This is a genomic window from Lysinibacillus sp. NPDC097214 (genome assembly GCF_050277945.1).
GTDB lineage: Bacteria > Bacillota > Bacilli > Bacillales_A > Planococcaceae > Lysinibacillus > Lysinibacillus xylanilyticus_B.
This window is the reverse complement of record NZ_JBNNSS010000005.1, coordinates 25,765-48,304: the sequence shown is the minus strand read 5'-3', so window position 1 is coordinate 48,304 and position 22,540 is coordinate 25,765. Positions and strand designations below refer to the sequence as shown.

At 37.2% G+C, this 22,540-nt stretch carries 18 protein-coding genes; 3 read left to right on the top strand and 15 right to left on the bottom strand.

All coding sequences use genetic code 11. From position 1 onward, the window contains the following. Positions 1-124: 124 nt before the first annotated feature. The gene (locus ACQKMI_RS12795; protein WP_427489426.1) at positions 125-280 is read left to right on the top strand and encodes a hypothetical protein; all 156 of its coding nucleotides are present in this window, start codon (positions 125-127) and stop codon (positions 278-280) included. A 450-nt stretch (positions 281-730) separates the two neighbouring features. Here the strand turns inward: ACQKMI_RS12795 and ACQKMI_RS12790 are convergent, their stop codons facing one another. The 7 genes from ACQKMI_RS12790 to ACQKMI_RS12760 all read right to left on the bottom strand — a co-directional run bounded on the left by ACQKMI_RS12790 (position 731) and on the right by ACQKMI_RS12760 (position 10,355). After that, a complete protein-coding gene (locus tag ACQKMI_RS12790; protein ID WP_427489424.1) occupies positions 731-1,984 on the bottom strand; it encodes an ArgE/DapE family deacylase in 1,254 nt (417 codons plus the stop codon). A 76-nt stretch (positions 1,985-2,060) separates the two neighbouring features. Beyond that, a complete protein-coding gene (locus tag ACQKMI_RS12785; RefSeq protein ID WP_427489422.1) occupies positions 2,061-3,449 on the bottom strand; it encodes an APC family permease in 1,389 nt (462 codons plus the stop codon). 12 nt (positions 3,450-3,461) lie between these two features. Next, a complete protein-coding gene (locus tag ACQKMI_RS12780) occupies positions 3,462-4,832 on the bottom strand; it encodes an APC family permease (RefSeq protein WP_427489420.1) in 1,371 nt (456 codons plus the stop codon). 47 nt (positions 4,833-4,879) lie between these two features. Beyond that, a complete protein-coding gene (locus ACQKMI_RS12775; protein WP_427489418.1) occupies positions 4,880-6,514 on the bottom strand; it encodes an amidohydrolase in 1,635 nt (544 codons plus the stop codon). A gap of 157 nt (positions 6,515-6,671) precedes the next feature. Beyond that, on the bottom strand, positions 6,672-7,328 hold the full coding sequence (locus ACQKMI_RS12770) for a GNAT family N-acetyltransferase (RefSeq protein WP_427489416.1): 657 nt from the start codon (positions 7,326-7,328) through the stop codon (positions 6,672-6,674). Positions 7,329-7,495: 167 nt separating this feature from the next. Then, positions 7,496-8,917: an NAD-dependent succinate-semialdehyde dehydrogenase gene (locus ACQKMI_RS12765; RefSeq protein WP_285395968.1), complete on the bottom strand. Its 1,422-nt coding sequence runs from the start codon at positions 8,915-8,917 to the stop codon at positions 7,496-7,498. A 61-nt stretch (positions 8,918-8,978) separates the two neighbouring features. After that, positions 8,979-10,355, bottom strand: coding sequence for an aspartate aminotransferase family protein (locus ACQKMI_RS12760; protein WP_427489413.1), 1,377 nt, complete (start codon positions 10,353-10,355; stop codon positions 8,979-8,981). 210 nt (positions 10,356-10,565) lie between these two features. Here ACQKMI_RS12760 and ACQKMI_RS12755 point away from each other — a divergent pair, with 210 nt between their 5' ends. Further along, positions 10,566-11,477, top strand: coding sequence for a LysR family transcriptional regulator (locus ACQKMI_RS12755; protein WP_427489411.1), 912 nt, complete (start codon positions 10,566-10,568; stop codon positions 11,475-11,477). Positions 11,478-12,095: 618 nt separating this feature from the next. Here ACQKMI_RS12755 and ACQKMI_RS12750 read toward each other — a convergent pair. From ACQKMI_RS12750 to ACQKMI_RS12725, 6 genes are all read right to left on the bottom strand, one after another. Then, positions 12,096-12,914: a YwqG family protein gene (locus tag ACQKMI_RS12750; protein WP_427490099.1), complete on the bottom strand. Its 819-nt coding sequence runs from the start codon at positions 12,912-12,914 to the stop codon at positions 12,096-12,098. A gap of 83 nt (positions 12,915-12,997) precedes the next feature. After that, positions 12,998-13,564, bottom strand: a complete 567-nt coding sequence (locus ACQKMI_RS12745; RefSeq protein WP_427489409.1) for a hypothetical protein — start codon at positions 13,562-13,564, stop codon at positions 12,998-13,000. 61 nt (positions 13,565-13,625) lie between these two features. Continuing rightward, entirely contained in the window at positions 13,626-14,915 is a 1,290-nt protein-coding gene (locus ACQKMI_RS12740; RefSeq protein WP_427489407.1) for a DUF1963 domain-containing protein, read from the bottom strand. 114 nt (positions 14,916-15,029) lie between these two features. Further along, positions 15,030-16,085 carry an ankyrin repeat domain-containing protein gene (locus ACQKMI_RS12735; RefSeq protein WP_427489405.1) on the bottom strand — a complete coding sequence of 352 codons (1,056 nt, stop codon included), beginning with the start codon at positions 16,083-16,085 and terminating at the stop codon, positions 15,030-15,032. A gap of 178 nt (positions 16,086-16,263) precedes the next feature. Next, entirely contained in the window at positions 16,264-16,386 is a 123-nt protein-coding gene (locus tag ACQKMI_RS12730; RefSeq protein ID WP_427489403.1) for a hypothetical protein, read from the bottom strand. Positions 16,387-16,435: 49 nt separating this feature from the next. Beyond that, positions 16,436-17,215 carry an alpha/beta fold hydrolase gene (locus ACQKMI_RS12725; protein ID WP_427489401.1) on the bottom strand — a complete coding sequence of 260 codons (780 nt, stop codon included), beginning with the start codon at positions 17,213-17,215 and terminating at the stop codon, positions 16,436-16,438. Positions 17,216-17,434: 219 nt separating this feature from the next. On the opposite strand from ACQKMI_RS12725, the gene ACQKMI_RS12720 reads away from it, so the two are divergent. Beyond that, a complete protein-coding gene (locus ACQKMI_RS12720) occupies positions 17,435-19,528 on the top strand; it encodes a hypothetical protein (protein WP_427489399.1) in 2,094 nt (697 codons plus the stop codon). 138 nt (positions 19,529-19,666) lie between these two features. On the opposite strand, the gene ACQKMI_RS12715 is transcribed toward ACQKMI_RS12720, so the two are convergent. Both ACQKMI_RS12715 and ACQKMI_RS12710 read right to left on the bottom strand, forming a co-directional pair. Further along, on the bottom strand, positions 19,667-20,902 hold the full coding sequence (locus ACQKMI_RS12715) for a DNA polymerase IV (RefSeq protein ID WP_427489397.1): 1,236 nt from the start codon (positions 20,900-20,902) through the stop codon (positions 19,667-19,669). Positions 20,903-21,051: 149 nt separating this feature from the next. Then, positions 21,052-22,449 carry a PLP-dependent aminotransferase family protein gene (locus tag ACQKMI_RS12710; RefSeq protein WP_427489395.1) on the bottom strand — a complete coding sequence of 466 codons (1,398 nt, stop codon included), beginning with the start codon at positions 22,447-22,449 and terminating at the stop codon, positions 21,052-21,054. Between the last annotated feature and the right edge of the window lie 91 nt (positions 22,450-22,540).

Genomic DNA, 22,540 nt, shown 5'->3' with positions numbered 1-22,540 from the left:
TTTAAATGTTTTTAAACAATACACTCACAATTAATCAATTTCGCCTTGGCGTAATTGCGTCCGGATTTTGAATTGTGCTCGCACAATTCATTCCTTTCAAAATCCGTGACATCCGCCGGAGGCTTTGGGCCAACGTGATGTTGGTCACTCAGTTGTTGCCACAGGACGTGGCGTTCTTAGACTGAGTTCCTCTATTTCAGTAGGTGTTTGGACACCCACTGACAAAGTAATCAAAATCGCATTCATCTCACCACCTATAGAGGTGGGAGTCTTCTGCTGAATGAAGATAAACAATAAGCTTGCCAACTACTAAAATGTAATTTACTTACATCTTGGAAACAAATTAATTTAATTTTCAATTAATTTTGAACATTTGTTTTATCAAATAATTTTCCACACTAATAATTTCCCGATTAAAAGTTTTTTAGTGTACAAATAATCCTCACTTATTCGTTTTGTTGTACTAGCAGTGCTAGGGCTGATTATTCATAAGTGCCATCTTCTCAATATTTATTAAATGGTTTTCGATCGCCTTGTCCGAGAAGTTGCAAAGATTGTTGCATTTCTTGTGTCATTTTTAATGCTAGATTTTGTTTTAAATCTAATACCAATTGCATTACGCCTACCCCATTTTTCCATAACTTTCCTAATCATTCAGCTATCCAAGCTAGAAGCATTATGAGAGATACTATATTAGTTTGAAATAGATATTCCCAAAAGTTAACGATGATTAACTCTCGCTCCACTTAATCATATAATTTGCCAAAACATTAGTTACTTCTACTACGCTATCTAAATGAACACATTCATCTGGTCCATGCATATTTTCTCCAATTGGTCCAAAGCACAATCCTTGTTTTCCGTAATACTGAGTAAATCGTGCATCATTTCCTCCAGCTCTTCCAACCATTATTACTTTATGACCCATAACATCTTCTGCATTTTCGATGAATAATTTTACAAAAGGATTCTCAGGATCTTGGTACCATGGCTCCGTTGACCATCCAAACCACTCTATAACAGGTGGATTTTTATCCATCCACTCATCACCTAAGACAGATTTCATAATCGTGTCTTGTACTAGTTGCTTAATTTCTTCGCGAGTTTCCCCTGGGATAAAACCAATTCTTCCTTCGAGGATCGCTTCCCCTGGAACTGTCGATACCCAGTCCCCAGCTTTTAGTACACCTAAGTTTAAGTGAACGGACTGTCCAGACCCCTTTTCAAATAAATCAAACTTAACATTTTTAGCACGCCATTCACTTAATTCATCCAGCGCACTAAGGATTTTCATCATTTTTGAAATAGCATTTATGCCTTCATGCGCTAAACCAGCATGCGCTGTTCTTCCCTTTACGTACACTCGGAAATACATAATCCCCCCATGACTTATTGTCATATTCAAATTATGTGGCTCTGTCGAAATGTACCCATCTGTTACGAAGCCTTCCTCCAAACATGCTAAAGCTCCGCCTCCACCACCAGCTTCTTCTTCTATTACTGAATGCAGCTGAACATCTCCAGCAATTGGATAACCTAAATCAATTAATGTTTTCAATGCGAACCAATTTGAAATTAGTCCTGCTTTCATGTCGGCAGAGCCTCGACCGTATAACTTGTTTCCAATAATATCTCCACTCCATGGGTCCATCGTCCAGTTTGAATATGGTTCTGGAGAAACAACATCTACATGCCCATGAATCGTTAATGACTTACCATTGGAGACACCTTTATGTATTCCGATAATATTTTTTCGGTCTTCAAACGGAATACCTGAATCAATAAACGCTTCATGAGCTGAAACCTTCTCATATTTTGGTTCAATCTCATGCAAAATCAAGTTAAGTTCTTCATATTTTTTTTTCATGTATAATTGCATCTCTTGTTCATTACCAACAACGCTTTTTATACGTACGACATCTTGAATTGTTTTAAATAATTCTTCCTTATTTTCATCTATATACAGTCGAATTTTTTCTTTCAAAGCAATCACTCCTTTATTTACTTCTTGTGTCATTAAAAGAGGAAGATTATCTAAGAGATTCTCATCCTCTAAATAGTTAATTCAAGACTTTAATCTTATCTTCATTAAAAATCTCTTTATCTAATGACTCCAAGTCATCAATAGAGTCCATACTTCCAAGTTCTTTTTTAAAGAATCTTGTTATAAACAGCATGTAAATGATTCCGATTATAAGCCAAACGATTCCACCTATAAATGCATCAGCGTGTAAATGATACCAAAGAACTCCAGTAGCTAATGCTCCGAAAGAAGGCATAATTAAGTACTTAAAGGTTTCACTGCCTGATCTCCTTTTCTGACGAATATAGAAATGAACGATAACAGATAGGTTAACGAATGTGAATGCAATTAATGCCCCAAAGTTAATGACTGAAGCGATTAATTCTAAATTTGGTCCTATTGCAAATAATGATACGATTCCCGTCAAAACAATCGTAAAAACAGGCGTTCTAAATTTAGGGTGTAAGTATCCGAAAGTTTTTTTAGGAAGTACACCATTTCTGCCCATAACAAACAGCAAACGAGAAGCACTTGCATGAGATGCAAGTCCTGAAGCTACAGTAGCAGCGAAAGCTCCTGCAATGAAAAGCAGTTGGAATAACTTCCCTCCTACATATAAACCAATCTCCGGCAATGTATCATCTACATTTTCGAACACAGAAACATCCGGGAATAATGCTTGTGTAAAATAAGAAGCAATAAAGAAAATACCCCCACCGATTAAAACAGTTAGAAGGATTGCTCTAGGAACTGTTGATGTATCCTTTGCTTCTTCCGTATACATTGTTATTGCGTCGAAACCGATAAACGAGAAAGCTACTACTGTTGCCCCAGTTAAAACGGCTATTAATTTCACATTTTCATGTGATAGTGGATGAATCGTGAATAAAGTACCATTTCCCATACCGTGATAAAGTTGTACAGAAGCAAGTATTATGAAGATACTTATTAAACAAATCGTGAAAACAACGAGTATAAAGTTTAAGCTGGATGTTGATTCCATACTATAAGCATTAATTGCAGTAACTACAATGACATAAGCAAAAACCCAAATCCAAACAGGTACATTCGGAAACAGAGATTCCATATATATTCGAATAATTAATGCATTAACTAAAGGTAATAATAAATAATCTAATAACGATGCCCATCCTACGAGGAATCCTAGGTGAGACCCCATTGTTTCCCGGGTGTAAGTATAGGCTGAACCAGCAGCCGGGAATACCTGTACCATCTTTCCATAACTAATCGCTGTCAATACCATTACTAACAAGGCGACAAAATACGCCATTGGTACTACACCATTTGTTAATTTTGATACAATTCCAAACGTATCAAAGACCACTGTAGGCGTCATATATCCTAATCCCAGTGCAACAATTGACCAAACACCTAATGACCTTTTGAGCGTAGTGTTATCTGTCATTCATCCATCCCCTTACATATTTTTAGCTGCTTCATTAAACTGCGACGAATCAATCTCATCTGTTTTGAGCACTGGTGGTTTATGCTTAAGACCTTTTGTCATAAATAATAAATAAATAACACCAATCCCTAACCAAATACTACCAAGAGTAATTGAATAAACATCTAGATTCAAAAGCAAACAAGTTGTAAGTACTGCTCCGATTAATGGAAAAATCAAATAGAAGATAATCCCCTTTAAGGAGCGTTCTTTTCGCTTACCGTAATATAAAAAAACAACGGATAGATTCACAGCAGTAAATGCAAGTAGGGCGCCAAAGTTAATGAAAGACGCGACAAAGGTTAGACTTAAAAACATTGCAGATAATGATAAAAGACCAATTAATAAAATGTTGTTAACCGGGGTTCTCGTTCTTTTATTTAGTTTTCCAAAAAAATTAGGTAATTGTCCATCTCTTCCCATTGCGTATAATACACGTGCAGCACTTGCTTGAGATGCGGACGCGGAACCAAATACAACCACTGCAGTTTTTGCTAGGAATGCTGCTTGTAAGGCATTCCCGCCTACTAGGTAAGCAATTTCATAGGAAGCAGAATCAGCATCTTTAAAACTCGTATAATCTGGCCAAACATTATGTGCAAAATAAGATACGACTACAAAACATAATCCACCAATTATTGTTACTAAAGATATTGCACGCGGTATGTTTTTCTCCGGATTTTTTACTTCTTCTGAAAAAGTAGAAACTGCATCAAAACCAAGGAAAGAGAAACATAATAGTGCAGCACCAGCAACTATATACTTAAATGACTCCTCGGTATTAATAAAGGGATCAAGGTTAAATAAAATGCCAGTCCCGGTTCCAGTTACTATTGATTTAACTGATAAGATGCAAAAGACAATTAGAAATAATACCGATAAGCCTATTACAATCATGTTGATATTTGCGCTTAACTTTACACCTTTAACATTTACAAACGTCACAAGAACTACTAATGTAAGTATCCAAACATACTGTGGAACTTCAGGTATTGCAGCTGAGAAGAAAATACCAAATAGTAAAAAGTTAACCATTGGGATCAAGAGATAATCCATTAAAATTGCCCATCCTACTAAGAAACCGACATGAGAATTAATCGCTTTTTGCGCATAGGTATAGGCAGATCCCGCAATGGGGTACGCTTTTGCCATTTGACCATAACTATGAGCCGTAAACATCATCACAATTAATGCAAGTACATACGATCCAGCGACCATACCATGAGATATTTTAGAGGCTATGCCGTATGTGCTAAACACTGTAGTTAAAGCCATAAAGGCCAACCCAGTAACAACAACAGACGTTAAAGAAAGCGATCTAGACAAATTAACTGAATGTTTCATTTTTTCACTCCTCGAATTGTAATAAAAAAATCTTCCCGGTAAAATGATCAATTAACTAAAATAGTAGGATAGTAGACTGATTCACTATAAACAACTTCACCATCCATAATTGTTAACAAAACTTTCGTTTGAAGAATTTCTTTATTTTCTACTTCAAAGAGGTTTTTATCTAGTACAATAATATCTGCTAATTTTCCAACTTCTAATGTACCCAAATCTCTTTCTCTGAATGTGCTGTATGCTGAACCTTTTGTATACGCTTTCAACGCTTCTGCGAGTGTTATCTGCTCTTGACTATTCCACTCATAATCACCAGTAAAGTCTAGTCTCGTAATCGCATGGAAAATTTCTTTAAAAGGATCTAATGTTGCTATTGGATAGTCTGTACCAAGAGCAATATACTGGACTGCGTCGTATAACGTTTTACATAAATACGTATAAGGGTCTTTCTCTTTACCGACACGCAAAATATGACTTTCTTTTGGCATCAATGCTAGATGAGAAGGCTGTACAGATGGAACAACCCCCAATTCTTTAAATCTCTTAATATCTGTCGGATGAATCACTTCAATATGCTCTAGCGCATGTCGTGAATCTCGCACACCATTATCCATCCTTGCTGCTTCAAATATATCTAGAGCAAGCCTAACTGCGCCATCACCAATTGTATGGAAACGAATTTGAAATCCTTCTTTGTCCGCTTTTGTCACCCAGTTTTTGATCGTTTCTACAGGAAAAGCAGTACTCCCTCGTGTTATAGGTTTGTCTAAGTAAGGATCTAACATGTATGCGGTATGTCCAGTTACAACGCCATCAATAAACTGCTTAAGTCCTGCAAGCTGTAATTTTTCGGAGTTGTACTTTTCACGCAAGCTTATCGCTCTATCTATATCATCATTTAACTCAGGGTAAAGATGAATTCGAGTCGTAAGTTTTCCAGCTTCATCATATGCCTTATACATATCGAAACTATTTAACTTATCAAAACTACTTGCAAACAAATCATTTACTGATGTAATGCCTAATTGAGCTGATTTTTTTAAGAACTCTTCAAACAATTCTTCTTTCCGTTTATCCGGAAATGCGAGAGCAATATCCACAACTAAATTCATTGCTGTTTCAAGAAGAATTCCTGTGATTTCATTATTTTCATCTTTTTGAATCGTACCATTAGGAGGGTCTTCAGTTTCATTTGTAACTCTAGCATTTTCAAGTGCTAAACTATTAACCCACGCATAATGACCTTCTGCGTGGAAAAGAATAATCGGGCGATTGGGAACTACTTTGTCTAAAGAAAATCGTGTAGGCAAGCATTTCTCTGCCCAATTTGTATGATCCCATCCATAGCCTATAATCCACTCATCAGCATGCACGTTTTCCGAAAACTGCTTTACTAAACTAGCTACTTCTTCTTCCGAATGAGCATCCGATAAATTGATACTTGCATGCGAGAAAAGACTACCAAACATGAGATGAAGGTGCGCATCATGAAATCCTGGCATAATGAGTTGGTTGCCATAATGATATTCCTTCGTGTCTAAACCTATAAATGGTTTTATTTCCTCCATCGAACCTACCGCAATAATTTTGTTACCCTTAATCGCAATAGCTGCTGGCTTTGCTTCATTTTCCAAACCTGTAAATACTGCTTCACTCGAAATAACTTTATCAGCGATAACCATTGATAACTCCTCTCTTTACCTAAGATTTACTTCTAATGGAACTCTTATAACAATTAATTGAAAGCGCTTACATATCTAAAGAAGTTAAATAATCGCAATAAACAATAGGCATCCACTGTTCGCCTATTAAAATAGGCGAACATAACGGACAAAAGACTCATACTAATTTAAGCTTGTAAACTGGATTTTTCCATTCCAAAAGTGTTGCATATTCTAATGATTCAACATCCCCAGGTAAATAGCCTGGCATTACTTTATTTAATACGTATCCGTTTTTCAATTGGAATGTTAATACAGGATCATATATTTTCCCTTTCATTACCTCTAGTACATACTCATCTGCACTCATCTGCTCAGCATATTTATAGTAAAAAGGTATACGACCACCTACTAAGATATTTTCTAAGTTAAGTTTCTCACATATTCTTTTTCGGCCATCGTACAAATGACGTCCCAATTGTAACCCTCTAAAATCTTCGTGTACTCCAATTTCAATACCATAAAGGTTTCTACCATTAGGGTTATGATTTCGAATAAATCCTAAATCACAGATTTGAAAATATGAGTGACTATCTCCGTAATCTTCAAAATTTACAATTAGACTTAAAGCGGTTCCTACAATTTTACCGTTGTATTCTAGACAAATTTGACCTTCTGGAAACAACTCAATCTGACTTTCAAAATGCTCATATTTTAATGCCATATCAGGTCCAAAACACTTCATAGAAAGTGCGGCAACTTCAGCAAGATCCTCTTTTAAAATATTGCGGACAACTATTTCTTGTCCATTATTTTTTAAATTTACTTGAGACATAATAAATTCACCCTCTTATTTTATTGGAATTAAATTAAAATTTATTGCTTTATTAATTGTGTAGACTGTCTCCCATACATTCTTTAGAAACTATGTATGGGAGACATAGAGAATGTAGATAAGTCTACTACAATATATTTAGTTACCTAGATTAGTAACATTTTTTATTATTTTAAATAAATCGATACAAACTTCTTCTCCAAGTACTCCTCAAGTCCGTACCAACCGCCTTCTTTCCCCATTCCACTTTCCTTCATACCACCAAACGGAGCTTGTACAACCACTGGAGCTGGATCATTAATACCAACAATTCCGAACTCTAAAGCACGCATCATTCGTAAGCCTCGACCAATGTCTCGCGTATAACAATAAGCTGCAAGACCATATTCAGGATGGTTTGCTCTTTCAACTACCTCTTCTTCCGTCTTAAATGTATAAATTGGTGCAACTGGTCCAAATGTTTCTTCTGTTGTAATCTTCATATTATCGCTTGCATATTGAATAACTGTGGGCTCAAAGAAGTAACCGCTACCATTATTTAATGTAAATACATTACCACCCGCAATTACTTTACCATCATGTTTCACAGCGTCTTCTACTTGACTTTTCACTTTTTCAAGAGCCACTTTATTAATTACTGGACCGACATTTACGCCATCTTCTAATCCATTTCCTACAACTAATTTAGATACCTTTTCAGCTAACTTTCCTGAGAATTCATCAGCTACAGTTTCTGCTACGTAAATCCGGTTGGTGCTGATGCAAGTTTGACCTGAGTTAATAAACTTAGACACTAAGATACCATTAACTGCTGCGTCAATATCAGCATCCTCAAACACAATATACGGTGCGTGTCCACCAAGCTCCATTGATATTTTCTTCACTGTATCAGACGAATCACGGATAAGTTTTTTCCCCACACGCGTCGAGCCAGTAAATGTGATTTTACGAACGTCTGGGTTACTCGTCATCTCGTTTCCAATTTCTTCAGCTGGGCCAATTACCAGGTTTGCAACTCCAGCAGGTAGTCCAACTTCATGAAAGCATTCGAATACTTTTATCGCCGAAAGAGGAGTTAAGTCAGCCGGTTTTAAAACAATCGTACAACCTGCAGCAAGTGCAGGTGCAATTTTTCTTGTAATCATCGATAAAGGGAAATTCCATGGTGTAATAGCTGCACATACCCCAACAGGTTCGCGAATTACCATTAAGTGTTTATCAGCTGCAGATGCAGGAATTGTTTCCCCATAAATTCTCTTAGCTTCCTCTGCATACCATTCTAGATAGCCGATCGCACCTGCTACTTCACGAGTAGCATCTGGTAAAGGCTTACCATTTTCAAGTGTAATTGTTTCTGCTAATTCTTTTGTTTTTTCTTTCATCAATTGAACCACTTGAAACAGGTAGTTGCTGCGCTCATTTCCAGTTGTCTTACCCCAGAATTCAAATGCTCTCTTCGCACTTTCGATTGCTTCTTTAGTTTCAGTTTTACCACCTGTAGCAACAGTTCTAATTATTTCTCCTGTCGCAGGATTTGTTACATCTAATTTATTTCCTGTATCTCGCCATTCACCATTTATATAAAGCACTAGAGAACCTCCCCTTTTTTAACTATAACCACCACTACTCAACTTACTTTATAGGAATAGTTTAGTTGCGTGTATTTTTAAAAGCAGTAATCGAATCGTCTATAATTTGAATCATTTTTTCAATTTCTTCTTTGTTAATAATAAGCGGTGGCGCAATTGCTACAATTTGGTTATTGGCTCCAAGCGCTCTTAATATTAATTGGCGTTCGAAACATGCGTCAACTACCGCATTTGCTGGGAAAACAGTTGGCTCAAATAATTTTCCACTTGTTGGATCTTCGTAAAGTTCAAATGCAGCCAACAGACCAATTGCTCTGCAATTTGTTACAATACTATGTTTTTCAGCTAAGTAGTCTAAACCTTTTTTAAGTTCTTTCTCCATGTCGTTTACGTGGTCAATAATATTATCACGCTCTAGTATTTCAATATTTTTCAGACCAATCGCACAAGCAGTTGGATGGCCACTATATGTGAAACCATGTGGAATAACAGCATCAAAGTTTGCAATTGTTTCTCTAATTTCATCATTTATCATGACGCCGCCAAGTTGCGAATAACCGCTCGTAATTCCTTTTGCAATTGACATCATATCAGGGACAACATTCCAGTTGTTTACACCAAACATTTTCCCCGTACGACCAAATCCACAAATAACTTCATCTGCCATGAAAAGGATATTGTGCTCGTCACAGATTTTACGAACTGCTTCTAAGTAACCTTCTGGTGGAATATTAACTCCGCCCGCACCTTGCACAGGTTCAATAATAATTCCAGCAATCGTCTCCGCACCTTCTCTTTCAATTGTTCCACGGATAGAATCTGCATAGTTCGGGTCACTTTTATCACCTAACTCGCTGTTTAATAAGTGGGCTGTTGCACGAACAACTCCGTCTATATTTGATGATGCGAACTTGTGGTATGCTGCAAGACCAGTAGCTGTTTGCGCTCCTATTGTTACACCGTGATAAGCATTCGTTAGCGCAATAATCTTTCTTTTTTCTGATTTCCCTTTAAGCTCCCAGTAGAAACGAGCTAATTTAATTGCTGTATCATTTGATTCTGATCCACCAGAAGTGTAGAATACACTATTTAAATCTCCTGGTGCTAACTCAGCTAATTTTTCAGCAAGTAGAATGGATGGTTCATTTGAGAATCCTTTAAATGATGATGCATACGCAAGGGTAGATAATTGACTATTACCAGCATCTGCAAGTTCTTGATTCCCATGTCCTAAGTTCACGTTCCAAAGCATTGACATCCCGTCGATGTATTCCACATCATCCGTACTTGTAACTGTAACGCCTTTACCTTTAACAAAGATAATAGGCGGTCCATTGTCAATTAGAGCCTTCGGATTTGTAGCTGGATGTAGCAAGTGCTTTTTGTCCAGTTTAGCTAACTCTACAGTTTTTGATTGTTGAGTAATTTTAGTTGTCATTGATAAAACCTCCATTTATAAATTAATAATTTGCGATTGGATGGACACACTCTGGTATCAACTAACTTCAAACTGAAATACAGTTTAGATCAAATTTTTGAACTATTCTTAATTATGAAATTAGTATATCTTTACATTTTTATAATGTAAATTATAATATTTATATGACTTCCATATATTTTATGAATACTAAAAGGAGGAGTTATCAAAATGAACCTTCATCGTTTACATTGTTTTATTACAGTAGTTGAGGAAGGTAGCATTACAAAAGCTGCTACTGTACTGCAAATGACTCAACCCCCCTTAAGTATTTTAATTAGAAAATTTGAACAAGAATTAAATGTCACTTTGTTTAATCGTTTAGGAAGATCTCTTGAATTAACACCAAGTGGAGTATTTTTATATGAAAAAGGAAAAGAATTACTTGATTTATCTGAGAATACGGAGAAGAAATTAGTCGAGTTTCATGAAGGAATTAGAGGTACTGTGAAATTGGGTTGTACTACTTCAGCAAATCTATTTATTTTGCCAAATGTCTTAAAAAAAATTCAAAAGGAAACTCCTAACATAGTTACACATGTTCGCGAGGGTAATACTTCATATATTTTAGAAGAACTAAGAAGTCATAAAATAGATATTGGAATTGTCCGAACTTCAGTGAGAGCGGAGGACATCCATACTTCAACACTACTAACAGAACCTTTACTTTTAGCTCTTCCACCCAACCATCATCTATGTGAAAAAGTTTCTATTGATATTGCAGACTTGAAAAACGAACGATTTCTTTTAAATACAACATCTTATGGATCAGGTGTTGCTGATGATGTGATCGAGGCATGCCAAAAAAGTGGATTTACGCCTAATGTCGTTTACTGGGGGACAGAAACATTACCAACACTTATGATGGTAATGAAAGGCGCAGGAATTTGTTTTGTACCTAGCTGTTTCAAGCTACTTAATTCTCCTGATTTACCGGTACTTAGAACACTAGCAAATCCAGTGTTACAAACAAAACTTAATATAATTACACTTAAGGATCGTTACATGACATCAATTTCCAAACGATTTCTTGCGATTACCGAAGAGGTTGCAGAGAAAATGACAAGCATTTTCAATGATTAATGTAATTTAAGTAATGGCGTTCAAGTTAAAATATTCAGTAGATAATGCATAATAAGTCAACATAAGCATTCTCACTTTAACATCAGTTAAGATAAGAATGCTTTAAATTAGAGGCTAGGACAAAATTATCTTTGCGGGGATGAGAGATTTATCGAGACAGTTTCGAGATTTATCGAGAACTTTCCATTATTTATCGATCAACTTTATCAATTTATCACCCAACTTTCGAAAAATATCGATATATACCTTCATGCGACACTATCTGACCGCACTGATAATTTACGTCGCTTAGGACATAAGCATATTTTTAAGGCAAAATTGAAAAATTCAACATCAAAAAAGCGAGAAATCAACGTTTCTAAATTGATTTCTCGCACTTTTTAAGGTTTTGACCAGATTTGTCCTAGTCTCATTTTGTCATGAATGTCCACGACTAAAGTCTTTTTTATCTAAGGCTGAAGCCCTTCTCAAAGCTCTTGTGCTCAAGCACTAAAATTAGCAAAGTCTATTTTGTATTGTTTTATACAATATGCTCACAAGTGATGTACATTTCTTAATCTTGCAAACTATGGTCCTAAATCAATGGCTTTTGCATATAACTATAGTATAATAATTGGCTTAACTTGAATATAGGGAGCAATAGGTGTTTGTAAAATTACCTGCGAGCAGATCTTCCTTTCGAATATAGAACTGCAATTCCCCAGCGTCCCACCAGCAGAATCCCACATCCTGATCGGAGTCTAGCGCAAGTAATACTAGAATATCCTGTACTTCCTGCTTCGCTCTAACAGAATCACCTTTGAAGTGATCCGTAATCTTCTTTAACGCTGAATCCATTGAATAGTCATACTTTTTGCCTGTCAATAGATGAAGAGCTGCTTCGTATTCACAATCCCCATGCTGGGTAGATGGATAACCGAACATTGCAGCCAGATTACTTGAGTTATCTTCATTCAACTCGAAGCATAGCTCTTCATACTGATCATAATCATGCTCATCGTCTTCCACTATATCGTAATCTACATAACCATAATTGGGAAGTTCCATCGTTGATTTAGCGCTCACTCGGTATCCGGTAAAATCACCCTCAATGGCTGTCACTGCAGGCGAAGGATAACGTTTAACTTCCTCAAGCTTGCCTTCTGATAGATATATCACCTTATGCTCGATTCCATACGCAGGTTCATCCACTCCTACGAAAAAGTACAATATACCTTTTACAGGTAGCAGTGCTGCTACATCATGTGGTGCCAATTCACTTAAACGCAGCTGGGCCAGGAACGTCATGGAAGTTCCATCAGAATTTAACGGCCATTCTACGTTAGCGGGGAGATCTGGATCACCCCCTATACGGGATGAGCATATTTCATTGTATGTTTCGATCTCTTTCTTGGACAAGCGAATACCTTGACGTACAGACTCTTTCAAATAATCCATCGCATGTTCAAACTGGTATTCGTGAATAATTCGCTCAAGTTTATTTCGGTTGTTATTAATTAGCAATCTTTACACCATCCTTTTTAGTAGGTGGAACTTTCAATCGTAAAATTTGAATTGATATCAAACTCCACTGGCTCCTTCCTTTCTGTCTTTCGCAAAACAAACTCAAATGTGGGTTCATAATATGAATCTTGCAAAGTTTCTCCACCTAATATCTCTATGCTGTACCAGCCGTTTTCAACTTCAATCATTGGCCTATTGCATTGTCGATAATCATTAAGTAAAGCGTGAACTCTTTCGTTAGTAAATTGTTCTAATATTCGCCAAGTAAACAGCATAAGTATGTTGTTTTCAACTTTAAGCGAATAGCCGTCACGTCTGAATTGTAAACGGCTATCTGTTTTTAACAATTCTGGAGTATCATCAGAAAGATTAAATATGATGGTATAGGGATAGTTTTCAATCCCTACCATTGGAAGTATGATACCATCAAGCACAACATTATCGCCGCTCTCGTTTGTTGTAAATTCCATTGCTAAATTATCTGAATGATTGTTGGACTGTTTCCATCTTTCCAATAGTAAAATATCTCCGAGAATAAAATAGTTTATAAGATCATTCAGCACTTCGGTAAATTTGTATTTCACGTTAAACGCCTCTTTTCCTCCTTTTATCTCAAAGCAAAATTCCTTGAAGTGTGAACGTTATTCAGCTTTGCTGATATACTGTTGCTGTAATCCTGTCTTTTGGACATATAAACATATAAAAAATGCCTTCAGCATATTCATCGAAATCAGCATAATCGATTTGCCCTATATACCGCATTCTTCGTTCACAACAAGGACAAAATGGATACTCCGAATCTTGGACCCAGCTTGGATGGCCACCAATCTGCGAATCTAATTGTGACATGGTCCAAACTGCAGCATAATACGGCGATTGCGGTTTATGTGAAAGGACTAAATTAGGTGGGGTTTCAGTACTGCTGTTTACGTCATCAATATCCGGAAGATAATCAGGTTCCTGATTATAGCGGCTCCAGACAGGCACGCCATGATTGTCCAGCTCCATGTATATCGTGCTAAAGCCCCCACATAAGTCACAAGTTATCACCTGCAGGTTCTCCATCTGCAAGTCAAGATATTGCAAGGACGGATGAGAGGTAGCTACGTCCATCAACTTCGTTAACTTCCTATTACACCATGGGCATGTTGAAAAGCTTATCCCAAGAAAACGGGCATGATGTACTTCTTTTAAATCATCATTCTGTTGGTCTGCTTGCCTGATCGCATAACATAAATGGTTAATTAGGTCATGTCGCTTTCCGTCTTGGGTAAGCTCCCATCCTCCATCAAGAGCGTAAGTTTCAGGAGTTACAAACAACTGCTCCGCCCATTTTGGCGGCTGCATTTGCCATTCCCGAAATTGCTCTATGACCACAGTATCACCAATCCAGCCGAGTATAAGGAGGAGATGATTTCGGTTGTCCTCATCCCATTTCACCCTCTCTAGAAGCTGATCTCGAATGTCTTGTGAAGCATCTTTAAAAAGAAGCGGATTATAAAACAAGCCGCGCTGTATAAGCTCACGCAAAGCATCTGATATATTATCCTCCCGGTAGCACACCAGAGATAATAGAATATCTTCTGCTTCACTTTCATTGTTAACAGCAAATAATTCCATTGCATATTTCAGCATACAGTCCGCTTCTTGGTCTGATAAAGATATGTACATCTGCTCCATGCTTAACGGATAAGGAACGTATTGGATAAGAGGGTCATACTTTCTCGGTGCATGCATCACCTTGAGAATGTCTACAAGATCTGTTAATCCATCATAGAGATTCACTGTTTTGCGGTGCTGCTCAATATAAGCTTGTTGCTTTTTTCGTTCTTGCTCCTGAAGGCAAGGCATGCAGATGCCGCCTGTTTTGGCTGCTGTACTCGGCAGAATTATTGCGCTGCAGTCTTCCGTCTTGCATGGTATGCGTTCCGCCATGTTTGATTAACCTCCTTTATTTCATCCCTCTTCTTAGCTGGTGTGTGCCTAGAAAAAAGGAATGTATAGTGCATTAAAAAACTTATTGTATACGCTGATTAAGTCGTACATAAGTTATCGCTTATAGTCGGGCTGTTCCAAAGTAATAGGATTAGGATTGCTGAGTACCCAATGCACTGCCAGTTCGCATAGTCTCACAGGTTCATTACTACCATTGCCGTTGCGAAGTTCTTTCGCTAATGTTTCGGCCTCCTGAAGTGCAGCGGGATGTAATGGCGTACCCAAGCTAAAGTAATGGTCTAAACTGTTAAGCATTTTACGATATTGATTATCCCAGTTGATACTGCCATTATCTAAAATTTCGTATGATACTTTACCAGTAATACGGATAACCTCACCCTGTATGGTTTTCGCATGTCCTTGTGAAGGAATTAATAAATTCCAGAGTTCATTATGTTGCGCCTGCCATCCCTTTGTTGATACTGCTATTGGAGAGGTGCCATCGTGAGTCTTTCGTTTCCTTACTGGAGGAACATCTAATAGCTCATATAGACGTAAAAGTGCCTCATCTGTTTGATTCAAATATTCTTTATTAAATCCTTCTCTGTGAAACTCAAAGTCATTTCCAATTCGCTTAATAGAGTCTTTCATTTCCTGCGTTTCAGTTGCTCCTGCGTTAAGCAAAATATCGACAACTTTCGACATATTGACGATATCGATGTTTCTACACATTGCCAAAGCTTTTTCTAAGGGTGTCTGTTTCATCTTATTTTCTGCGCTGATATTTGCCCCTTTGGCAATCAACATGTGTACCGCATTTGGCTTGAATGAAGCTGCGGCGGCAAATAAAGGTGTCTCGTTTTGATAATCAATAGCTTCTATATCTGCACCCAACTCAAGCAGCAATTCAGTATTACCGCACCAACTTATTGCATGATTATGTAGAGCCGTTCTTCCATAACTGTCACTAGCATTTATATCAGCACCCTGTTCCACGAGCCAGCGGACCAATTCATTCGGTATATTGAAAAAGCTCAAAGCTGTTGATTTACTGTAACCGCCACGGGCATCTAATTCGCATTGCATAAATACCTCTTTTAATGCTGGTATATCGCCTGCTTCAATTAGTTCATCGAAATTTTTCGGTAAGGTTTTTTTCTTCTTTCCCATCCGCGATTCTCTCCTTGCGTCAGATTTTTTAACTTACTTCATCACTATATTTTACTGCTTATTCATTCCTTGCAGTATTCAATTCTCTATGAATATGGTGTTATACGAAGGACTGTTACAAATTATATCTTCTAATTTCTTCTTTAGTAACTAACTCCAATAAACTTTTTGCAACTCCCTAATTTATTCCAAACTCAAGCATTTTTCTTTTTATCTGGTAAAATAGACCTGTTCCTAAATAACTTAGTAAATTATTTTCAACACCTATAATTTCAATTATCGGTTTTAAAACTGCATGCATTTAAAAATATCTCCCCTATCTTTTTTGAGAATAGGCAATAGATTCCTTTTTACACTATGCACTTATTGATAACCTCCCCTTCTGGTAACTTCCCATCCTTAATCCACTCTTCAACAAAACGGTTAAAAAACTCAGGGTTCGCTAATGAGACACCGTGACCGATATTAGATAGTACAACGCCTTGACAATTAGGATTGCTATTCACAAGATGGTGCGCAGATTTTTTCATGTTGCCCTTCTCTTTTTCACCGACAGTTACTAACATATTACATTGAGCTTTCGAAAAATCATGCGGAATAGCAAAAGACATATTTTCTTGCAATATTTTAATAAGGGTATCTAATTTCATTTTTGAACTATCTTCATAATATTGCTCAAAATATTCTTGATCTACATATAACGTTTTAGCTTGAAGCTTGGCGAAGGATTTATTTTTTATTAAGGGAAAAGTTAATTTTATCAATGGTCTAATCCATTTTTCTGCAACTGGGGATGGTGTCACTAAAGCACTGTTGATGATGGCAAAATCTATTAAATATGGCTTTATACTCACCATTTGAATAGCTATTTGTGCCCCTAATGAAAATCCCACTACTATGACACGTTTATTTTTTGCTTTTTCTTCTATTATAGTTAGAAGCTTTTTTGCACTATCTTCAATTGAAAAATCAGTGGTATTATTAGCCTCGTTATCTATTAATTCTGGTACAACGCAATGATAATCGGAAAAACATAGGACTTGTTTATCCCACATCCATCCTCCAACACCTCCCCCATGAATCAACAGTATGAGTGGCTTATGTAGATCACCGTACTCCTTATAATGCATTACCACACCTTCTTTCTTTGTTCTTGTATTTCTCGGGAAATAATTAGATTATTCCAGCATTTTTATTAACTGTATTTATTTTACTATTTATAGTGTCATATTTATAGTTTCTGCTGCATATATAATACTTGAAATACATTTTGCATTTTTTAACGTAGCATTGTGACTCTTGGGATTGAGGAAGAAAAACAAAAAATAATAAACATGGAGGTAATAAAGATGGATCAAAACAAAATGAACGAACCAAAAGAATTAGTAAAAGCCATTACCCCTTCCAGTTTAGGAGAATTTCCCCTCTCACCAATTAGTGGTTTATATGCATGGGGTGAAGAGCAAATCGGTGAGGAACTTCGCCTTGATGTAGATGGACACTACCCACAAATGGTAGCAAGCGGAACTGTTATTTCAAACCAGTCTTCTACTATTCATTGGATTGCCAAGTTAACAGCTAATGGACCAAATACTTGGACAGGCAATATTCGAAATAAATACCTAGACGAACTACAATCATTTCCGTATACAAATGTAAAAATACAAGTAACACGCGGTTCATTTCCTGAACAGCATACTGCCGAAGTCGCGTTTCTGATCGGAGGGGAGATAGATAGAACTAGCACTTTCCAGTTTCAATCTACTTACTTCCACCCTGTGGAATTTGAATACGACGCTGAAGAAGGTACAACGCCAGTCACGACCTATCAAACACACGCACATCCAGACAAACCAACATCTTTGCCGGATGAAACTTTGTCAATTTCAGAAGTTTTTAAACGCACTGGGTTTGATGTAAAAATATCAGAAGGTAATAATATTGTTTCCAAAGACTATACAGGGACTGATAAAAAGTGGAACACTCAAGAGATGCATGATGCCATGCAAGTATATTGGTCACACTTTGATAATAAGCCCCAATGGTCGATGTGGACATTCTTTGCAAATTCGGAAGCTGAAGAAGGCCACGGCCTGGGCGGTATTATGTTTGATAGCATAGGTCCGAATCATCGTCAAGGGACGGCCATTTTTAATAATTCATTTATTTCAGATCCACCTAAAGGTGACCCCTCCCCAGAAGCTTGGGTACAGCGATATCGTTTTTGGTGTGCTTGCCATGAGATGGGACATGCTTTCAATCTCCTGCACTCTTGGCAAAAACACCTAGGTCATCCTTGGGAACCGTTGGAGCGCCCTCTTACTCCAGAACCAAAGGCTCTAAGCTTTATGAATTATCCTTTCAAATTTGATGGCAATCAACAGGAGTTCTTTAAAAACTTTGAGTATCGTTTTAGTGATCAAGAGCTTTTGTTTTTGCGACACGCTCCTGAGCGCTTCGTACAAATGGGTAATGCTGACTGGGCTGTAGATCATGGTTTTGAGCATCCGATCATTTCTATTCACCCTTCTTTTAATCTTGAATTGAGGGTTAACCGTAAAACATCTATATTCCAATGGTTAGAGCCTGCAGTTATTGAAATCAAATTAACAAATACTTCGAATCAACCTCAGTCAATCAATAAACATATATTGTCCGATTTATATGGAATGACTGTATTGGTTAAAAAAGATGGAAAACAAGGACGTCGATTACTACCTCATGTTCAATATTTATGGAACAAAGAGAATAAGGTAATAATGCCTGGTGAATCATTATACGAAACTATTTTCGCGTCCGTAGGGAAAAATGGCTGGTTAATTGATGACCCAGGATTTTATAACATTCAAGTAGCTATGCAAATAAACGGCCATAACATCGTATCTAACAGCTTAAGGCTACGAGTTTTACCACCTACCGGATACGATCAGGAATTCCTTGCTCAAGACTTTTTCTCTGAAGAAGTCGGCCGTGTTCTTGCATTCGATGGCAGTCGTTATCTTGACAAAGGAAACGATATCCTTCGTGAGATAACTGAAAAACTTCCTGACCATGCTGTTGCTCTTCACGCGCATATCGCTCTTGCTAAACCATTGGCGTTCGATTACCAATTCCTTGACTTCACAGGAGACTCAGATACAAGAGGTAAAATCAAAATAATACCTGCCCAACCTGATGAGGCGCGTAAACAGTTTACTTCTGCGTTAACAGAGCACAAACAGGTAGCTGCTAAAACACTTTCCAATATAGACTACCATGAATATATGGGAACATTCAGTGAATTCCTAAGTAACCAAGAAGAAAACAAGGAAGCCGCACAGGTACAGAATGTCCTTTATCAAACGCTGTCTGAACGGAATGTTCTAGATAGTGTATTACAAAAAATCAAAAATCGCCGTGAAAACTATGAACAAAAGGAAAATGAACATTTTACGAACATATAATATTTCCACCTAAATAAGCAGCTTTCAGCCTAAATACAAATAGAAAACCGTTATTTCGAAAAAGATTGATCGAAATGACGGTTTTCTGCTTTATTTTAAAGTTTGTTTATTTCTTATTGAACAAAAATTCGTTTCTTTCTACTTATGTTCGTCCCAAAAGTCCTTACTAAAACTCGTATTCGCTTGATATTTCCCTACTGGTTTGGCAATATCTGACCCCCGTAAAATCGTTCCTTTTCCAAACTTTTGCTCGATTTGATCAACAAGTTTAATAATTGGTTCATCTTTTATATGCTCTTCAAAATTAAATAACGTTAGCTGCTGTGTCGTTTCTTTAATATCACTGACATTCGATATGGTAACTCCTAGTAAACGTACAGGTTCTTCATCCCAATGCTTGTTAAATAGATACCACGCATGCTCAACGATATCCTCTTTTGAATGAATCGCGTTATTAATGGACTTACTTCGTGTACATGTTTCCCAATCAGCTGAACGAATCATGATACTTACAGTTACCCCTGCAAGTTTCTTAGCCTTTAATCTTTCCGCTACCTTTTCAGAAAGTGTTGCTATTACTTTATATAGTTCATCTCTATCTGTCGTATCATGAGAAAGTGTTGTTGAATTCCCTACACTTTTTGTATCGTATATCGCTTCTGGATCAACTGGTCTGTCATCTTCGCCATTTGCCTTTTGCTTCATACGCAGACCATTAATGCCAAAGTTTTGCTTTAATAAATATTCATCAGCTACAGCAAGTTCTCCAATTGTTTTGATACCTAACTTACCTAATTTCTCCGCTGTACTTTTACCTATCCCATGCATCTCAATGACATTCAACGGCCACAATACTGCGGGAACATCACGCTTACGGAGTATTGTAATCCCCATTGGCTTTTTCATATCACTTGCCATTTTTGCTAAAAACTTATTCGGTGCAATGCCGATTGAACAAGGGAGTTGCAATTCGTTCCAGATTCGATCTTGCATATTTTGTACGTGCTGCACTACATGCTGACCTTCAACTATAGGAAGTTGCAAATATCCTTCATCGATTGAAACTGGTTGGAGAATGTCGCTATATTCCTTTAACAAATTAAAAAAAGACTTGGACGCAGCTCTATATCGTTCGAAATTAGGAGGTAGTACAATTAGCTCTGGGCACTTTCGACGCGCCTCTCCGACATTCATAGTCGTATAAACACCACTTGCTCTTGCTTCGTAGCTACAAGTAATAATAATACCTCTACGCTCTTTAGGATTACCTGCGATTGCTACTGGTTTCCCTTTTAATGAGGCATCGTAAATTTGTTCAACAGAGGCATAAAAGCAATTAAGGTCAATATGTAAAATGATTCTTCCTTTATTCATATTTTGTCACCTCATTTACTTTGGCTTACCCTTTAGACTGAGATTATGCATCCGTTCAATGACGCATAAAACTATTCATATCTATGCCCTTTATGCGCTATCGTATCGCCACTTTTCTTTACATAGCTTTATTATAAACCTTCATTACATTAATCAACAAATGTATAATCCCCATCACTTTCTAGTAAATCCCTCAAAATAATAAGTGCTTGTTCAAGCTGATTTTCAGGTGCAGTGATGGCCAAACGAACTGCATTAACCAGCTTCGCATTTCCTACGGCAAAACGTTCAGCTGCATACACTTGCACACCAGCTTTTGCTGCTAGCAATTCAAACTGAACGCTGGTGAATTTTTCGGGAAGTATAAGCCATCTAAAAATACATTCTTCTTCTCCAAAAATGTTATATTCCCCTAAATATTGATCGACAAGGGCATTTTGTTGCTTGGCATACAACCGGTGCTTCTCTAAAATGGTTTGCGCAACGCCATCATGAATCATCCTTGCTGTAAGCTCCACCATCATTAAAGACACTGAAATATTTATGTTATACAATGTTTCCATTATTTTTTTTCGCAGTGCTGGCGGTGTAACGATATAGGATAGTCGTAAGCCCGGTGAGATGGTTTTTGATACACTGGCAATATAAATGACCTTTTCTGGTGCATAAGAGGCTATTGGTGCAAGTGGTTTCTCTTTAAGAAAACTATAGATCGCATCCTCAATAACAATTAAGTCTTTCTGCCTCGCAACTTCCGCTATCATTTTTCTTGTTTCCATCGACATTGTATGGGTAGTTGGATTATGAAAATCAGGAATAACATAAAGACCTTTTATATGTTCATTTTTACAAGCGTATAATAGCCCATCTCTTGTCATTTCCCCGTTTCTTTGTTGGATTGCTACTAGTTGGATACCAAGCATATTTGCTGCTGTTTTTATACCTGCATAAGTAATGGGATCAGTACCAATTCGATCTCCTGGCTGAAACAATGCCGCTAACGTGCCAACAATGGCATTTTGTCCCCCCGCCCCAAGCAATACAGGTTGATCCGTCTGAAAGTTGACCTTTTCCAAAAGTTTCATTGCGGCTTCCGTTTGCCACGCATTTCCTTCTGGTCGTCCGTACTGAAATAATTTGCTAAAATTAGGGTCATTCATCATCTTTTTCATATAACGTGTAATATCCTCATTCGCATGATTTTCTGGTAGCACAGAGCCCATTTCGATCATCTGAGAAGAATTACTTGTCGGTAATAAAATTTTATTGGTCGCTGCATCTGATGAAACGAATGTTCCACTTCCGATAGAAGCGTAAATAAGCCCCTTCTGCCCACAAAGTTTAAAAGCTCTTGTTATCGTGCTTAAATTAACATCTAAAAAATCAGCTAGCTCACGCTGAGGAGGTAGCTTCGTGCCTGGCGATAATTTTCCATCCTTTATATCTTGTTCCAGCTGTTCAGCTATTGCTATATATAATGGAGCCGAACTTTTGCTAATATTCGGCTTCCAACTCATCGGATATTCTTCGAACGAATTAACTGGCATATTCTAAGCTAAGCTCCTTCTCTCTCAATTTTTGCATACAATATTTAATTGTCTTGCATACAATGATAATATTGTATGCATATGATGACAA

What these genes read in the sequence shown, in the direction of transcription:
- ACQKMI_RS12775 (WP_427489418.1), bottom strand. Translation starts at nt 6,514, where the DNA reads ATGGTTATCGCTGATAAAGTTATTTCGAGTGAAGCAGTATTTACAGGT.
- ACQKMI_RS12760 (WP_427489413.1), bottom strand. Translation starts at nt 10,355, where the DNA reads ATGACAACTAAAATTACTCAACAATCAAAAACTGTAGAGTTAGCTAAA.
- ACQKMI_RS12710 (WP_427489395.1), bottom strand. Translation starts at nt 22,449, where the DNA reads ATGCCAGTTAATTCGTTCGAAGAATATCCGATGAGTTGGAAGCCGAAT.
- ACQKMI_RS12715 (WP_427489397.1), bottom strand. Translation starts at nt 20,902, where the DNA reads ATGAATAAAGGAAGAATCATTTTACATATTGACCTTAATTGCTTTTAT.
- ACQKMI_RS12725 (WP_427489401.1), bottom strand. Translation starts at nt 17,215, where the DNA reads ATGCATTATAAGGAGTACGGTGATCTACATAAGCCACTCATACTGTTG.
- ACQKMI_RS12785 (WP_427489422.1), bottom strand. Translation starts at nt 3,449, where the DNA reads ATGACAGATAACACTACGCTCAAAAGGTCATTAGGTGTTTGGTCAATT.
- ACQKMI_RS12740 (WP_427489407.1), bottom strand. Translation starts at nt 14,915, where the DNA reads ATGGCGGAACGCATACCATGCAAGACGGAAGACTGCAGCGCAATAATT.
- ACQKMI_RS12730 (WP_427489403.1), bottom strand. Translation starts at nt 16,386, where the DNA reads ATGCATGCAGTTTTAAAACCGATAATTGAAATTATAGGTGTTGAAAAT.
- ACQKMI_RS12720 (WP_427489399.1), top strand. Translation starts at nt 17,435, where the DNA reads ATGGATCAAAACAAAATGAACGAACCAAAAGAATTAGTAAAAGCCATT.
- ACQKMI_RS12780 (WP_427489420.1), bottom strand. Translation starts at nt 4,832, where the DNA reads ATGAAACATTCAGTTAATTTGTCTAGATCGCTTTCTTTAACGTCTGTT.
- ACQKMI_RS12750 (WP_427490099.1), bottom strand. Translation starts at nt 12,914, where the DNA reads ATGGATTATTTGAAAGAGTCTGTACGTCAAGGTATTCGCTTGTCCAAG.
- ACQKMI_RS12735 (WP_427489405.1), bottom strand. Translation starts at nt 16,085, where the DNA reads ATGGGAAAGAAGAAAAAAACCTTACCGAAAAATTTCGATGAACTAATT.
- ACQKMI_RS12770 (WP_427489416.1), bottom strand. Translation starts at nt 7,328, where the DNA reads ATGTCTCAAGTAAATTTAAAAAATAATGGACAAGAAATAGTTGTCCGC.
- ACQKMI_RS12755 (WP_427489411.1), top strand. Translation starts at nt 10,566, where the DNA reads ATGAACCTTCATCGTTTACATTGTTTTATTACAGTAGTTGAGGAAGGT.